Annotated in this window: 9 protein-coding genes; 7 read left to right on the forward strand and 2 right to left on the reverse strand. The window is 54.7% G+C overall.

Going from position 1 to position 14,077, the window contains the following annotated elements; translation table 11 throughout:
- Window positions 1-64: 64 nt before the first annotated feature.
- Window positions 65-1,045 (reverse strand): zinc dependent phospholipase C family protein, encoded by a 981-nt coding sequence (locus FLT43_RS23640; protein WP_087440770.1) that lies wholly within the window; start codon window positions 1,043-1,045, stop codon window positions 65-67.
- Window positions 1,046-1,283: 238 nt separating this feature from the next.
- Here FLT43_RS23640 and FLT43_RS23645 point away from each other — a divergent pair, with 238 nt between their 5' ends.
- The 7 genes from FLT43_RS23645 (at window position 1,284) to FLT43_RS23675 (ending at window position 11,011) form a co-directional block, all read left to right on the forward strand.
- Window positions 1,284-3,029 carry a sensor histidine kinase gene (locus tag FLT43_RS23645; protein ID WP_244194043.1) on the forward strand — a complete coding sequence of 582 codons (1,746 nt, stop codon included), beginning with the start codon at window positions 1,284-1,286 and terminating at the stop codon, window positions 3,027-3,029.
- Window positions 3,026-4,642: a response regulator transcription factor gene (locus FLT43_RS23650; RefSeq protein WP_087440768.1), complete on the forward strand. Its 1,617-nt coding sequence runs from the start codon at window positions 3,026-3,028 to the stop codon at window positions 4,640-4,642. Before FLT43_RS23645 ends, FLT43_RS23650 begins: the two co-directional genes overlap by 4 nt.
- 247 nt (window positions 4,643-4,889) lie before the next feature.
- Entirely contained in the window at window positions 4,890-6,218 is a 1,329-nt protein-coding gene (locus FLT43_RS23655) for an extracellular solute-binding protein (RefSeq protein ID WP_087440767.1), read from the forward strand.
- A gap of 169 nt (window positions 6,219-6,387) precedes the next feature.
- On the forward strand, window positions 6,388-7,272 hold the full coding sequence (locus FLT43_RS23660) for a carbohydrate ABC transporter permease (RefSeq protein WP_087440766.1): 885 nt from the start codon (window positions 6,388-6,390) through the stop codon (window positions 7,270-7,272).
- Window positions 7,265-8,098, forward strand: a complete 834-nt coding sequence (locus FLT43_RS23665) for a carbohydrate ABC transporter permease (protein ID WP_087440765.1) — start codon at window positions 7,265-7,267, stop codon at window positions 8,096-8,098. The genes FLT43_RS23660 and FLT43_RS23665 overlap by 8 nt, the downstream gene beginning before the upstream one ends.
- 44 nt (window positions 8,099-8,142) lie before the next feature.
- Window positions 8,143-9,522 carry a sulfatase family protein gene (locus FLT43_RS23670; protein WP_244194042.1) on the forward strand — a complete coding sequence of 460 codons (1,380 nt, stop codon included), beginning with the start codon at window positions 8,143-8,145 and terminating at the stop codon, window positions 9,520-9,522.
- Window positions 9,523-9,685: 163 nt separating this feature from the next.
- Window positions 9,686-11,011, forward strand: coding sequence for a glycoside hydrolase family 125 protein (locus FLT43_RS23675; protein ID WP_087440764.1), 1,326 nt, complete (start codon window positions 9,686-9,688; stop codon window positions 11,009-11,011).
- A gap of 995 nt (window positions 11,012-12,006) precedes the next feature.
- Here FLT43_RS23675 and FLT43_RS23680 read toward each other — a convergent pair.
- Window positions 12,007-14,061 carry a methyl-accepting chemotaxis protein gene (locus FLT43_RS23680; RefSeq protein WP_087440763.1) on the reverse strand — a complete coding sequence of 685 codons (2,055 nt, stop codon included), beginning with the start codon at window positions 14,059-14,061 and terminating at the stop codon, window positions 12,007-12,009.
- Window positions 14,062-14,077 lie beyond the last annotated feature (16 nt).

Here is a 14,077-nt window from a genome sequence, read left to right on the forward strand (position 1 = left end):
GTTCCTCAGCTCCTATCAAGGCTAGTGTGAGAGAACAAGCGGAAAAATATGTGTGTGCGGCCTTTCAACGGCCGTCGTCCTCATCCCATATCGGATCCTCGACGGTAATTGCCCGGTTCTGATCCAGGGGCAGCCCGGTCTCATACGAGCGGTTGCCGATGGCAGCCGTCAAGGCGGCATCGGCATGGCGCGCACCGGCGCTGCCGGCCCCCTCCGTCCTGCGGGCGTGCCAATAGTTCTTCACGGCCTCCAAGGCGGCGGCCGCATCCGTCCGGGCGGCATCCCACATCTCCCATACCGTCGTCGCGAAGTGCTCGCCGCTTCCCGTCGGATCAAGCCACGGCCGGCGGGCGAGATTCATCACATCGTAAGGCGGCGTCACCTTGCGGTAGACGAACGGATCGAGGTGCTTGCCGGCGAGACGGCGCTTCACGCCAGTCGGGTCATGGAACAGCTTCTGCGCGCGAATCATCGCCCGGTAAGCGGCGTTCCACGAAGATGGCGCGACGCCTGCGGCAAGCTTCGGATAATAGGTCCGCGACAGCTCGGACAAATGGTGAATGACAGCGGCCGGCATGGAACGGCCTGCCTCGATCTCCTTCCATACGGGAATTTTCCACGACGGAATGCTTCTCTTATCCTGCAGCACATGCGTATCCATCAATACTTCGAACCGCTGGTGATCCCACTTCCGGAATCCGGAGCGGGAGAACACATACGGGTGCATATTCCGATCCAAAATATGATGAAGCAGAAAGCCGAGCGCGTATACGCGGCTATCCTCCACGGTGGTGAGATCCGGGCTTGCCGCGCGGATCAGACCGGTAAGGAACGGACCGCAATGCTCATTATGCATCGCGCTTCCCAACTCGTTCATGACGCTCGCGGGCTGCCACGGGAAAAAATGATGGTAGAATAAAAAATCAGGCCCCTGGCAGCCGAGATTGAACAGCCGCCGGCTCCGGTCCTCTTCAATGGAACGGCCAAGGCCCGCCGCGGCGAGCGCCTCCTGGCCGAACAGCAAATGCGTCCACACATTCGGCATCGATAGTATCTCCTTTGTCAGTTCATCGTTCTCCTGTTTACCAGCTTCCCGAGCTGTTCGCCTAGTCCGCTTTTGAACACTGTTTCTAACGTTTCTAAGTAATGTTTCTAAGTTCAAGATGACGCTTTCTAGGCAAAGTTGTCAACCTTTTTGTATAATGGGAACCGTTGATGTATATGCCGGGCCGCAGAAGAGGGATACGGCCTCGCGTGCAAGCTTGGAAAAGGAGACGATGCATATGGGGCGCATGAAGCCCTTTGTCAGTCTGCAATCGAAAATATTGAGATTTACCGTCCTGCTCGTCTGTATTCCGATTCTGCTCATCGGCCTGTTCTCTTATTGGAAATCATCCGAGATCGTAGAGCAAAAAGTATCGGCGTCGGATCTGAATGCCGTGACCCAGGTCGGGTTGAATATTCAGTTCATGACGGATTACGTGCATGATACATCGCTGTTCCTGATTCAATCGGATGAGGTGCGGCGCTTCCTGCTCAGCGGAACCCAGTCGCAGGACAATATCGCGAAGGAGCAGGCGGTCATGGAACGCTTTTTTCTTCATCTTATCAATATGAAGGATTTCATTCATTCGATATATTTGCGGGGGGAGAACGGCATGACCTTCTCTACCTCGCCTGAAGCTATCGGCTTGGACGGCCTGATGCTCGATGAGGTGAAGCGGCTGCGCGGCAAGCCGCTCTGGTTCGTCCAGAGGCGGGGCGGGCATGAGATGCTGTCCTTCATTCGCGAGATCCGGGATGTGAATAATGTCGGCCGCCGGCTGGGCATGGTTCAGATCAACATCGACCTGCCGTATGTGCGCGATCTGATGAAGCAGCAGCGCATCGGTACGCAGGATAACTATTATTTGCTCAATGAGGAGCGGCTCGTGCTGGCCTCGACCGGGGATGCGCATGTCTATTCCCGGCTCCCGGCGGAACTCGACTACGACAATGAGGCCCAGGGCGGTCATGGATACTATACGGTCGCGATGGGCGGTCAACGCTATCTGGTAACCTACGCCGGCCTGGGCAAATCCGGCTGGCAGATCGTCCACTCGGTACCGCTGAATGAAGTGCTCCAGGAGAATAGCGCGATTCCGCAGCTGATGCTGCTGGCGATGGTGATCTCTTTCGCCCTATGCGTCATTACGGCGCTTCTGTTCTCCCGCCGCATTATTCGCCCGATCCGGCAGCTCCGCAGCCTGATGCTGAAGGTCGAGCGGGGCCAGTTCCAGGGACGGGTCGAAATCGGGAGCAACGATGAGATTACGCTGCTCGGCCGCAGCTTCAACCGCATGAACGAGCGGCTGCATGAGATGATCAAGCTTGTCTATGAGGCGGAGCTCAAGAAGAAGGAAGCGGAGCTCAAGGCGTTCCAGGCGCAGATTAACCCGCATTTTCTCTATAATACGCTCGATACGATCTACTGGATGAGCCGCATGGAGAAGGCGTATGACACGGCCCAGCTCGTCGAGGCGCTCTCCAAGCTGTTCCGCCTCAGCCTGAACAGCGGCAAGGAGCTAACGACGGTGCGGGATGAAGTGAATCACGTAACGAATTATATGATTATTCAACGCAGGCGCTATGAAGAATTAATCGATTTCGCGCTGGAGGTCGATGAAGAAGATACACTGAACGGAATGACCGTGAAGCTTATATTGCAGCCGTTCGTCGAGAACGCGATCGTTCACGGCATCGAGAAGCTGGGCGAACCGGGAACGATCCGCGTTCGCATCTTCCGGCGGGACGAACAACTCGTCTTCCGCATTGAGGATACGGGCACCGGGGTCGATATCGCGGAGATGGAACGGCTGATGCGCGAGAGCGGCGGCAATAACCGGGGGTTCGCGATCAAGAACGTGAACGACCGCATCCAGCTCTATTACGGTCAGGAGTACGGGGTAACCTTCATGAACAGGAAGGAAGGCGGGACGATCGCAGAAATCATCCAGCCTTGGCGCTACGGGGAGGGCAAGCCAGCATGAACAGGGACATGATCAAAGTATTGATCGTTGACGATGAGATGATCATCCGCAAAGGCATACGAACGTCCATCGATTGGGAGCGGCTCGGCATCGAGATCGTGGGCGAAGCGAAGAACGGGCAGGAGGCGTTGGAGCTGTCTGGCCGTATGGAGCCCGATATCGTCATGACGGATATCCGGATGCCGGTCATGGACGGACTCGCCTTGGCCGCGGCGCTGCGCGAACGGCAGCCGCAGGTCAAGATCATCATCGTCTCGGGCTATGACGATTTTGACTATGCGCGGCAGGCGCTCAAAATCGGCGTCAGCGAATATTTGACCAAGCCAGTCGGCGCCGAGGACTTAACGAAGCTGATGCTCAAGCTGGGCGATCAGATTCATGAGGAGCGGGATCGCTCTTATGAAGAGCGGAATAAAGGCATGCTGCTGCGCGAGAGTCTGCCGTTCATCCAGAGCAAATGGCTGCTCCGTCTCCTGCAGGGAGAGGCGAAGCTCGATGAGGAGATGCTGGACCGGGCGCGCCAGCTTCAGATTACGCTCGAAGGCCCGGAATATGCCGTTGCCGTCGTCGATATTGACGATTACTTGCTCCTGATGGGCCAGGCGTCAGACCGGGAGAAGGAGCTGCTTATGTTCGCACTATACAATGTGGCGGACGAGCTGTTGACGGAACGGTATCCGAGCGCCCTCTGCCAAATGGATGAAAGCTCGATCGCGATACTGCTCAACGTCAATAGGATGAACAGGCACCGGATCCTGACCATGTGCGAGGAGCTGAGCGATTGCATCCGCCGCTTCGTCAAAGTATCCGTCACCATCGGCATCGGAAGCGTCGTTCCTTCGCTCCATCAGGTGAACGAGAGCATGCTCGAAGCGCTTAACGCCCTGTCGGGCAAGGCGTACCGGGGCAAAGGGCAGGTCATCGCCTTCCAGCCGGGGGAGCACGCGGACCATGATGAGCCGGTGTTCGTATCCGCCAAGGAGGAAGCCGAGCTGCTTCAATCCCTGACGGCGTTGGATACCGCCGGCATACAGGACCGTCTCGACACCTGGTTCCGGCATTTTGCAGAAGCGGGCGCATCTTATCCGCATGTGCGATCGCTGTGCGTGAAGCTGATCGTGCTGGCGACGAACCATGTGGAGCAGATGGGGGTGCAGCGCAGCGAGCTGGAGCCAGTCCTGCTGCGGCCGTACGAGGAGGTTCACAAGTACGAGACGATCTTCGATCTGCGGAGCTGGGTCGGCCGTATCTTCGATTCCTTCGTGGATCATCTTACCCGCCACAAGACCGGGCGCTACCGCAATATCGTCGCGGTGGCGATCCAGTATATGCAAGAGCACTATGCCCAGGATCTGAAGCTGGAGGACGTGGCTGGGCAGGTCTATGTCACCCCGAACTATTTCAGCCGTGTCTTCAAGGAAGAGACGGGGGAGCATTTCTCGGAATGGTTGAACAAGCTCCGGGTCGAGAAGGCGAAGCAGCTGCTGAAGGATGTCGGGCTCAAGGTATACGAGGTAGCCGAGCGAGTAGGTTATAATGATTATAAATATTTCGCGCATATCTTCAAAAAATATACCGGCATTACTCCGAAGCAGTACCGCAATGAATTGTAGCGGCATAGCGGGCAGGAGAAATGATGCGGCCGATGGGGCAGAATACAATAAGGCAAGGCTGGCGGCGCCGGCTTTGCCTTATTTGTGTCTCCCATCCTTGGTCACAGTTCCGCACAGACGGGAAGAAGGTTAAAAAATCGGATAATTTGATATAATCCTCTACTTACGAGCCGGGTCCGATTACCTATAATTAGAATTGTAAACGGTCGCATCATAATGATCGCACAACTTAAAGGGGTGTACAAAAATGAAAAAAGGCATCAAACGTTGGACGTCGATTCTGCTGATCAGCTGTCTGGCGGTAGCGGTGGCTGGCTGCGGCTCGTCCAAGCCGGCTGCGGAGTCGGGCAAGGACAAAGGCCCGTCCGATCCGATTACGTTCATGCATATGTTCGACAAGAACGCCGAAGGCGGCGGGCTTCATCAAGCGGAGCTGCTCGACAAGTTCACGGCGGATAATCCGGACATTCTGCTGGATCAAGAGATTCAGTCGCATGACAACTACGAGACGAAGATCAAGACGCTGGCCGCTGCCAACGAGCTGCCAGATGTATTCCTGATGAAGAGCTCGATGGTAACGACCTTCGTCGAGAACGGATTGGTAAGACCGGTTGACGATCTGTTGGATAAAGATCCGGATTGGAAGAACGGCTTCGTAGACGGCGCGCTCGATACGTACCAAGTCGACGGCCAAACCTACGGCATTCAATTTTCGGGCGGACCGACCCATGTAATTTATTACAACAAAGATTTGGTTGCCAATGCCGGATTCTCCGAATTCCCGAAAACATGGGGTGACTTCCTGAAACTGATCGACAACCTGAAGGCCCAGAACATTACGCCGATTGCCTTCGGCAACAAAGGTAAATGGCTTGCGAACTCCAGCTACATGTCGACGCTGGGCGATCGCTTCACCGGAACGGAATGGTTCGAGAGCCTCGCGAACCACAAGGGCGCCAAGTTCACGGATAAGGAATTCGTGGAAGCGCTGGCGTTGTTCCAGGATCTGGCCAAGCGCGGATCGTTCAACAACGACATGAACTCGATCGACAACAATCAGATGAAGACGCTCTACTACAACGGCAAGGCGGCGATGTTCATCGAGGGCGCCTGGGCGAGCAACGCGGTGGAGACCGGCGGACCGCAAGAGATTTTGGACAAGACGGAATTGGCTGTCTTCCCGGCTATCGATGGCGCCAAGGGCGACCAGAACGGCGTATCCGGCGGCGGCGGATGGGCATATGCCATCAATGCCAACATCGACGAGTCGAAGCTCGACGATATCGCCAAGCTGATGAAAACCTTGTCCGACAAGGAAGCAGCCGAAGTCATTCTGAAATACGGCGACATTCCTTCCAGCAAGGTGGACAATATCAACGAGTTGGATCTGTCCCCGCTTACCAAAAAAATGGTGAAGCTGCTTGAAACGACGAAATATGTTCCTATCTACGATTCCCGTCTGTCCCCAGGTCTGACGGAAGCGATGAACTCTGCGATGCAGGAAATGCTCATCGGTCAGGTGACGCCAGAAAAAGCGGCTGAAGTGATGCAAAAGGAATACGAGAACGAAATGTAATCCCGGCTTGAACGCCAAGCTGGCTTATAACAAAGATACACACAAGATACAAAGATAGAGATGCAACAGTTGGATAGAAGACGGACGGACCCTTCTCCTGAACGCCATGTTCGGGAGGAGTCTGTCTTGTCTGTTGTTCTGCATATGCAAAAGAGAGGAGAGAGCCGTGATGAATAACTCCGCGATTCGGCCCAAGCGATGGACATTTTTCGCCTATTTGCTGCCAAGCGTGCTGCTGTACGCGTTCATGGTCCTTGTTCCGCTGGTGCTCGCCTTGCGATACAGCTTCTATAAATGGTCGGGCGGACCGAAGATGGAATGGATCGGGCTCCGCAACTACGAGGTGCTTCTTCAAGATACGAAATTTTGGGGCGCTTTTCTCAATAACTTAATTATTGTCGGCTTCAGTGTCGTCGGCCAGATCGGGATCGCGTTCGTCATCGCGGTATTCCTGATGAACAAATGGGTGAAGTGGCGCGAATTCCACCGGACCGTCATCTTTATTCCCGTCGTCCTGTCCTCGGTCGTCATCGGGTTCCTGTGGTCCATGATCTTCAATAATGACGCGGGGCTGCTGAACTGGCTGCTGACTTCCCTGGGGCTCGAATCCTGGATCAAGCCTTGGCTGGACGATCCGAACGTCGTCATGTACTCCGTAACAGCACCGATTGTGTGGCAATATATCGGTTTCTACCTGATTATATTTATGGCTTCGATGCAGAGCATCAACGGGGAAGTGTACGAGATGGCGGAGATCGATGGAGCCACCGGCTTCAAGAAGACGATGTACATTACGCTGCCCCTGCTGAAGGATACGATGAAAATTGCCGTGATGCTCTGTATTGCGGGGAACATGAAGGCGTTCGACAGCATCTTCGTCATGACGGGTGGCGGACCGGGCAACTCGTCCACAGTCATGGCGCAATATGCATATGACACGTCGTTCAAAGCGTTCAAGCTTGGATACGGCAGTGCGATCTCCATCGGCATTATGGTGCTCAGCGTCTTCCTTATCCTGTTGAGCCGCTTGATTGGAGGGAAGAACAATGACTAAAGCGATGCGGTACATTCCGCGGTTCTTGATCAACCTGTTCCTGTGGGTCATGTCGTTGTCCTGCATATTCCCGGTCATCTGGATGATCTATTCCTCGCTGAAAACCCAGCAGGAATTCAACCTTAATATTATTTCGCTGCCAACGTCGCTTAATTTCCAGAACTATATTGACGCCTTCCGCATCGGGAAAATGGATACGTATTTCGTGAACAGTGTATTCGTCACGGTGCTGACGGTTATTTTCACGGTCGTCCTGAGCTTCCTGGCCGCCTATATTTTGGCGCGCTTCGAGTTCCCGGGCCGCAATGTGGTCTACTTCATGTTCCTGGCAGGGATGCTCATTCCGATTCACGGGCTGCTTATCCCGGTCTTCGTCGAGTTCAAGGCGCTGGGGCTGCTCGATAAGCGGATAACGCTTGTGCTGCCGTATGTTGCCTTCAACCTGTCGATGGGGATATTCCTGTTCGAGAACTTCATCAAATCGATTCCGCTCGAGGTGGAGGAAGCGGCGGCGATTGACGGAAGCAGCACGACGCGGCGGGTACTTACGATCGTGCTTCCGATGTGTCTTCCGGTCATCTCGACGGCCATCATCCTGTACTTCTTGGGCGCCTGGAACGAGTTCCCGTTCGCTCTCGTGCTGATTAAGAGCCCGGAGCTGCGGACGCTGCCGGTCGGTCTGACGAATTTCAACGGACAGTTCACCGTGAACTATCCGCAAATGATGGCCGCAATGGTTATCGTCGTATTGCCGGTCATTTTGACATATCTCGCATTCTATAAGAAAATTATGCAAGGGATGACGGCGGGGGCCGTCAAAGGCTAACGGACCCCCGTCTATCGACATAATGAGCAGATAGGGGCGGATGAATGATGGATAAGCATTCCGCGCGGCGGCCGAATGTGATCGTGCTCGTCGCCGATGACCACCGGTATGAGTCGATTCGGGCGCACGGCAACCCCGAGGTCCTGACTCCGACGCTGGACCGCTTGGCCGAGCGCGGTGTCAGCTACCAGAGCACGAACATCATTGGCGGGATGGACGGAGCGGTATGCTCGCCATGCCGGGCCTGCCTGAACACAGGCTCCTCGATATTCGGGGCGACGGTGAAGCAGGAGCTGGGCGACACGGTGGAGAAGATGACGCTGTCTCCGCAGAAGCGCACCTTGGGCGAGGCATTCCAACAGCACGGCTACTATGCTTATGCGGTCGGGAAGTGGCATAATGACACCGCCAGCTTCAACCGCAGCTTTGCCGGCGGCAACCGCATCTTCTTCGGCGGAATGAGCCATCATCGGGAGGTCCCTGTCTATAGCTATGATCCGACGGGAAGCTATGCGTCCTCCCAGCGCACCGTCGAGAGCACCTTCTCGACCGAGCTGTTCACGGATGAAGCGGAGGCGTTCATCCGGAGGTATGACCGGGAGGAACCGTTTTTCCTCTATGTCGCGTATACGTCACCTCATGATCCGCGGACGGCACCCGAGCCGTATGGGTCGCACTATGAGGGCGATCGCGTCACCGTGCCCGGCAATTTTTTGCCGGAGCATCCTTTTGACAATGGAGAGATGCATATCCGGGACGAAGGGCTCGCGGGCCTGCCGCGCAAGAAGGATGAAGTTCGGCGCCATATCGCCGATTATTACGCGATGATCACCCATATGGATGCGCAGATGGGGCGGTTGATGCAGGCGCTGGAGGAGACCGGACGAATGGACGACACTATCGTCGTCTATACGTCTGACCACGGGCTCGCCGTCGGGCAGCATGGTCTGATGGGCAAGCAGAATCTGTACGAGCACAGCATCCGCATCCCGTGGCTGATGGCAGGGCCTGGCGTGCCGGCCAAGGGGCCGGTAAGCGGGCAAGTGTATCAGATGGATATTTATCCGACCTTATGCGAGTTGGCCGGCATTCCTGTTCCTGCGTCCGTGGAAGGACGCAGCATGGCAGGCTTGCTCCGCGGAGAAGCCGGCGCGGAGCGGAATACCGTCTATGCGCTGTACAAGGACACGCAGCGGATGGTGAAGGACGGCCGCTACAAGCTCATTCGCTACAGGAAGTCCGGCGTCACCGGCGAAGGTACGGACATGGTGCAGCTCTTCGACCTGCTGGAAGATCCCGGGGAGCTGCGCAATCTGGCGCAGGAGCCAGGGCTGCAGCAGCATATCCGCCGCCTGGACGAGGCGATGCAGGCGTGGATGAGACAGGTCGGCGACCCGTTCGCGGATTCATTTGCGATAAGCTGATGAAGTTCCGGAGCAGAGGGTAGCGATAACCCGCATTTGCATGTAAACTAAGAAGAGCCGCGGGCAGGACAAGGCAGACGGATGACTTCGCTCTTTCCGCTGTCCGTGCCTGCGCATATCATCCGATATATACATCAAGTGGAACAGGTGGAGGATACCCAAGATGGAACAATTCCGATTGCCCAAAATCGACGTGCCGAAGTTCGAGCTTCCCCAAGCGGTGAAGCAGGTGCTGGCGGAGGCCGAGCAGAAGCTGGCGCATCGCCCGAAGCTGTTGAAGCAGTTCAAGAACTGCTTCCCGAATACGCTGGAGACGACGACGAAGCTGCTGGAGGACGGCACGACCTTCGTGCTGACCGGGGACATTCCGGCCATGTGGCTGCGCGACTCGGTGGAGCAAGTCATTCACTATGTCCCGTTCGCGAAGGATGACGCCGATTTGCAGCGCATCATCGGCGGCTTGATTAAGCGCCATATGTTCTATATCAATATCGATCCGTATGCGAACGCATTCAATGAAGGCCCGAACGACTGGCACTGGGATGCGAATGACCAGACCGATATGTCCCCATGGATATGGGAGCGCAAATATGAGCTTGATTCGATGTGCTTCACGATTCGTCTCGCTTATATGTATTGGAAAGAAACAGGGCGCACCGATATTTTCGATTCGAACTTCAAATCCGCCATGCGCAAAATCGTCGACGTCTGGAAGACGGAGCAGCGCCATTTCGAGCTATCGCCGTACCGCTTCATGCGCGAGAATTGCCCGGATATCGATACGCTGCGCAACGACGGTCTTGGCATGCCGGTCAACTATACGGGAATGACATGGTCCGGCTTCCGTCCGAGCGACGATGCCTGCGATTTCCATTACAATATTCCTTCCAACATGTTCGCGGCCGTCTCGCTTCGCCAGATGCAGGAGATTGCGAAGTACGGCTTCCGCGACGAAGCGTTCGTGAAGGAAATGCACAAGCTCGAAAAAGAAATCGAGCACGGCATCCAGCTGTACGGCACCTACAATCACCCGACCTACGGCAAAATGTACGTGTACGAGACAGATGGCTTCGGCAACTTCTGTCTAATGGACGACGCGGGGACGCCGAGTCTGATGTCGATTCCGTATCTTGGCTATACGGACGCAGCAGATCCGATCTACCAAAATACGCGCCGCTTCATTCTCAGCAAGGAAAATCCGTACTACTTCGAAGGCAAGGCCGCCTCGGGAATCGGCAGCCCGCATACGCCGGACGGCTATATATGGCATATGGCGCTCTCGATGCAGGGCTTGACCGCGATCAGCGATGAGGAGATCGTGTCGCTCATCGGCACACTGGAAGCAACCGATGCCGATACCGGCTTCATGCATGAAGGCTTCCACGCGGATGATCCGGCCATCTTCACCCGTCCGTGGTTCGCCTGGTCGAACAGTCTGTTCTCCCAGCTCGTATGGAAGGCGATGCAGCGGGGATTGCTGGACAATTAAAGGACAAGCCGAAGTTCATTGAGACCAGAACAAGGGGAATGTCTCACAGGCACTGAAAATGATGGAGATGACGAGTGAACAGAGAATGTGGATGCGGGGAAAACGGCGGCGCACAAACTGGTGGAAGATGGATGAAGCAGTGAAATGCTGCGTGGATGCATCAATTTCTGCTCTTTAAGCCGCTATTTGATGAAATTCCTGCAAAAGTCAGGCTGTTGAGAAAGTCCAAGGGATTTTGTGGCACTTCATTTTTTGTGTGGCGGATCTCGTCTCTCCGTAGAAAAAATCGATTTAAAACGCGATGGGCGCCAAGTTTTGAGTAGGAAGATGGACAATCTCCACCCCTTCTTAAAAAATAGGGGTTTTCCAACGGCCTGAAAACTGCACCATTTTCCTAGACACGTCTATCCGGTAAGCGAAATCTGCATAACGGCACGATTTCTACACCTATTCGGTAAGCGAAATCCTGCGCAAATACAGCAATTCGATATGGACGACTTGACCAGAAAGGGAATCCTGCAAAACTACAGGAATTTCACCCGTTTCGCTTCGACTTGAAGCAAAAGGGCCTAAAATGATGTAGATTTGCAGCAATTCCTCGGGATGTGGACTCGTTGAGCCGAAATTCCTGTAAAATAGCAGCAATTCCCTCCACATGTTCAAGCCTCAGGAGGCAACGATGTCTCAAAGAGGCAATGATGCCTCCTGAAGGCGATAACGCTTCCTGAAGGCGATGATGCCCAGGATCCGACGCGGTCTCTTGGATCCCGTAAAATCAGGCCATTGAAAAGTCTATGAGAATTTTCGCCACTTTCTTTTATCGATTGGATCGTCAGAAATTGATGCCGTTTTGCAGGATTCCCTGTAACGGAGTACACGTCATAATGGAAAAGTGCATTTCGGCAGGTTTTGGAGAGTTGAGCTTTGAAAAATCAGGGGGGCTGTCTCACTGTAGTGAAATACTACTTGTGGGACACCCCCCTTGCTGCGTTCTCTTATATTTTATAGCGGCTTATCATCTGGTTCAGCGTTTGCGCCATCTGATTAAGCTGCTCCGCGTTGTTCAGCAGTGTGCCCATATCGAGCAGCTGCTGATCCGTGAACTTCACCAGCTTCGTGGCATGCTCCGCGTTCTTCTCAGCGATGTGGGCAATCTCATTCACGGAAGCAAACACTTCCTCGGAGCCGGCGGACATTTCTTCCGTCACGGCTGACGTGTCCTGAATCTGGCCTGCGATATCCGTAATGTCCGTTAGGATGCGTTCGAAGGTCGTGCCCGAATTCTGCACCTTTTTAATGCCATCGGCGACGCTATCCCGCACTTGCTCCATCGATTCCACGGCTCTGCGGGCATCCATTCTCGTCTCCTCGATCAGATCGGAGATTTCACGGGCGGATTCGGCCGAGCGCTCCGCCAGCTTCCTGACTTCATGGGCGACGACGGCGAAGCCTTGGCCATGTTCCCCGGCCCGGGATGCTTCAATCGCCGCATTGAGCGCAAGCAGGTTCGTCTGCGATGCGATCTGGGTGATGACATCGACGATATGGGCCATCTGCTCCGACCGCTCGCCGAGCGTCTGCACCAATCCCCCGGAATGCTTCACCGATTCATCGATCGTATTCATCTGCTGTACCGCTTCCTGGAGCAGCATATTGCCCTGCTTCGCTTGGTCGGTCGTATCGATGGACGTCTCGGAAATGTTGGTTGTGCTTTCCGCGATGCGCTGAATGCCGATGGCCATCTCTTCCATCGCCTTGGCTCCTTCCTCCGTGCCCCGCATCTGCGTCTCGGCCCCGCTCGCGACGATCTTGACGATCGAGTCTACTTCTTGAATCTGAGCCGTGCTCGCGGCCGTGTGGTCGGACAACTGCTTCGAAGAGTCACCCAATGTATTCGCGGCGCTGCGTATCTCCCCGACGAGTTGGCGGATGGAGGCTTGCATCACTTGCAGCGACTGCCCCAGCACGCCGATTTCGTCCTTTTTCCGCTGAATATGGGCAGGGACCTCGCCCGTGAAATCCCCTGCGCTGATCTCCTTCAGATTGGCGACGACGGTCTGAATCGGCTTCGTAATGCTCAATGCCATCCCAAGCGCCAGCAGCACAGAGAAGATGGCGCATATCGAGCTGGTGATCAGATTGATCCTTGCGATCTTGTCGGCTTCCTTCGTCAGCTCGCTTTTTTCAACGATAGATAAATATTTCCACCCGGTCGTCTTCGACGAATACAAGTTGGTCATGTAGTGCGTGCCATCGACTTGAATCTCGAAGTGATCCGCATCTTTTTCTTTGATACCGGCAAATTCGGGCACGCCGATGTCCGCGATATTTTTGGAAATCAGCTCCGGATTGCGGGGATGAGCGAGAATCGTTCCGTCTTTGGAGAGGAGAACGACATAGCCGGTCTCCCGGATTTTGATGCTCTGAAGCTGTTCGGTCAGCTTGTCGAGGCTCGTATCCAGTCCGACTACGCCCAGCGGCTTGCCGTTGTCGTCATGGACGACTGCCACGCTGCTCATATTCAACTTGCCGGTAACCGAATCGACATACGGATCGGTAATCGTGACCAAGTCCGGATTCGCCATCGCATTCGCATACCAAGGGCGGGTGCGCGGGTCATACTTGGCCGCCATTTCTTTCTCCGGCCACTGCACGTAACCGCCATGATTAGCCGCCAAAAAAACGGCAGAGGTGTTCGGATGCGTGTTGGCAAAGCGCTCAAACTCCTTATAGATTTGACTCTCAATGCCGCCGTTTTGCGCAAATGCCGATTTTATGTTCTTCGTTTGCTTCATATACGTGGTGATGCTGTCATCCGCTTGATTGATGATCGGGCTGTCCGCCAGAAACTTTACATTTTCTTTCACCGTGTCGAAAAAAAGCGCCATTCGGCCGTCTACCTGCGAGATTTCGTTGGTTGTCGATGTTACGAATGAAGCGGTGATTTCCTTGATCATACTGTTATTCACAATAATACCAATAATTGAAATCGGAATCAGAATCGTAACTAAAAAGGCAAGAATCAGTTTCATTTTAATACTTTTTAACATAGCTGGCCCTCCTCTA

This window comes from Paenibacillus thiaminolyticus (assembly GCF_007066085.1).
Classification (GTDB): Bacteria; Bacillota; Bacilli; order Paenibacillales; family Paenibacillaceae; genus Paenibacillus_B; species Paenibacillus_B thiaminolyticus.